Annotated in this window: 3 protein-coding genes and 1 pseudogene; all 4 read left to right on the top strand. The window is 73.3% G+C overall.

What is annotated here, in order from left to right; all coding sequences use genetic code 11:
• Window positions 1-516: S66 peptidase family protein (locus AC2W7A_RS11925; RefSeq protein ID WP_485991530.1), on the top strand; the 516-nt coding region annotated here is incomplete at its 5' end.
• Between the two features lie 32 nt (window positions 517-548).
• Window positions 549-806 (top strand): glutaredoxin family protein, encoded by a 258-nt coding sequence (locus AC2W7A_RS11920; protein ID WP_485991529.1) that lies wholly within the window; start codon window positions 549-551, stop codon window positions 804-806.
• A 199-nt stretch (window positions 807-1,005) separates the two neighbouring features.
• Window positions 1,006-1,743 carry an ABC transporter ATP-binding protein gene (locus AC2W7A_RS11915; RefSeq protein WP_485991528.1) on the top strand — a complete coding sequence of 246 codons (738 nt, stop codon included), beginning with the start codon at window positions 1,006-1,008 and terminating at the stop codon, window positions 1,741-1,743.
• Window positions 1,740-2,056 (top strand): annotated as a pseudogene (locus AC2W7A_RS11910) (hypothetical protein); the annotation flags it as partial. The gene AC2W7A_RS11915 and the pseudogene AC2W7A_RS11910, both read left to right, overlap by 4 nt.

Genomic DNA, 2,056 nt, shown 5'->3' with positions numbered 1-2,056 from the left:
CGGTTCGCTGCTACGGCTCCGGGCGGGCCTCCCGACGACGGCACGGACCGGCGTCCCGACGACGGCGCCCACCCCGGTCTCGACGTCACCGGCGCGCTGGTCGGCGGGTGCGTCGAGGTGCTGTCCGCGATCGCGGGCACCGCCTACGCGGACGTGCGCGGCTTCGCCCGGGAGCACGGGCCGCTGCTCGTCTATCTGGAGGCGGCGGAGGCCGACGCGTACACGGTGTGCCGGCAGCTGCACACCCTGCGCCTGCACGGCTGGTTCGAGCGGGCCGCCGCGGTGCTGGTGGGGCGCACGCTTGCGCCGTCGTCGGGGTCCGGTGCCGAGGAGATGACCCAGCGGGACGCGGTCCGGGACGCGCTCGCCGGGGTGCGCGGTGCGGACGGCGGGCCGCTGCCGATCGTGTGGGACATGGAGATCGGCCACGTGCCCCCGCACCTGCCGCTGCTCAACGGGGCGCGGGCCCGGGTCCAGGTGGACGAGATGCGGCGCGTGATCACGCAGACCTGGTGAGTAGCGGACGCCGCGCCCCTTAGCCTGGACCCATGAGCGAGACCACCACCCTCACCGTGTACGGCGCCGACTGGTGCCGGGACTGCATCCGCACCAAGCGCCAGCTGGACGAGCTCGGCGTCGCCTACGAGTACATCGATCTCGTGGCCGACCCGACCCGAGCCGACGAGGCGAAGGAGATCTCCGGCCGCACCAACATCCCGGTGGTCGTCTTCCCGGACGGCTCGCACCAGGTCGAGCCGACCAACGACGAGACCGCCGCGAAGCTGAAGGAGCTCGGCCTGGCCTGATCGGTCGCCGCGCACCAGACCCTCCACACGTGACGAGGGTGCAGTTGTTGTGGCCTCAGCGCGTCAGAGGCCACAACAACTGCACCCTCGTCTGGGTCAGTGGACCGCGCCGGGACTCATCCTCCGGTCTGACCTCCGCCCACCGAGGTTCACCCCGCGCGCTGATGCCACCGCCGTCCGCGGCGAGGACGCTGGAGGCATGACTTCGACACCTTCCCCCATCGCCCACGGTGACACCACACCCGTCCTCACCGCCTGCGGACTCACGAAGTCCTACGGCTCCGTCCACGCCCTCGCCGGCGTGGACCTGGAGATCGGCCGCGGCGATTCCGTGGCCGTCATGGGGCCCTCGGGCTCCGGCAAGACCACCCTGCTGCACGTGCTGTCCGGCATCATCGCGCCGGACGCCGGCAGCGTCCTCCTGCACGGCGGTGAGCCGGTGGAGGTCACCACCCTGGGTGAGGGGGCGCGGGCCCGGCTGCGCCGCGAGCGGCTCGGCTTCGTCTTTCAGGACGGCCTGCTGCTGCCCGAGCTCACCGCCGCGGAGAACGTGGCGATGCCGTTGATGCTGCGCGGCGTCCCCCGCCCGGAGGCGCAGCGGGTGGCCGCCTCCTGGCTCTCCGCGCTCGGCCTGACCGGCGTGGAGGACCGCCGCCCCGGCGAGCTCTCCGGTGGCCAGCGCCAGCGGGTGGCGATCGCCCGCGCACAGGCCGGCGAACCGGACGTGGTCTTCGCGGACGAGCCGACCGGCGCCCTGGACTCGGACACCTCCACGGCCGTCATGGACGCGCTGATCGAGTCCACCGTCTCGCGCGGTCACACGCTGGTGGTGGTCACCCATGACGACGACGTCGCCGCCCGCTGCGGACGCCTCGTCCGCGTCCGGGATGGCCGGATCCTCAGCGACGCCCGGCAGGGTCAGGAGGGCATCCGATGAACCGCACCGTCCTGTCCCTGTTCCTGTCCCGCCTCTTCGCCGACCGCAGCGTCTGGGGCCTGCCGGTGGCCGCGTTCGCGGTGGTCACCGCCCTGACCCTGGGCGTGGCCGGCGGCGTCCACTACTTCTTCACCCTCCAGCTGCCCGAGGCCGGGGTCGCCGGCATGTACCGGCTGCTCTCCGGCTTCGCGCTCGTGCTGCTGCTGTTCCCCCTGACCTCCCTGGCCGGCTCCGCCGCCGGCTGCCTGGCCGGCGCGGGACGAGCGGCTCTCCTCGCTGCGCCTGCTCGGCGCTTCGACGGGCACCCATCAAC

The organism is Micrococcus sp. LASM2_SD2 (assembly GCF_057364565.1).
Note: the sequence above shows the minus strand (reverse complement) of the source record. Positions and strands in the feature narration are given on the sequence as shown.

Bases quoted from the DNA above. Each gene is read 5' to 3' on its own strand.
- AC2W7A_RS11915 (WP_485991528.1), top strand. From the start codon at position 1,006: ATGACTTCGACACCTTCCCCCATCGCCCACGGTGACACCACACCCGTC.
- AC2W7A_RS11920 (WP_485991529.1), top strand. From the start codon at position 549: ATGAGCGAGACCACCACCCTCACCGTGTACGGCGCCGACTGGTGCCGG.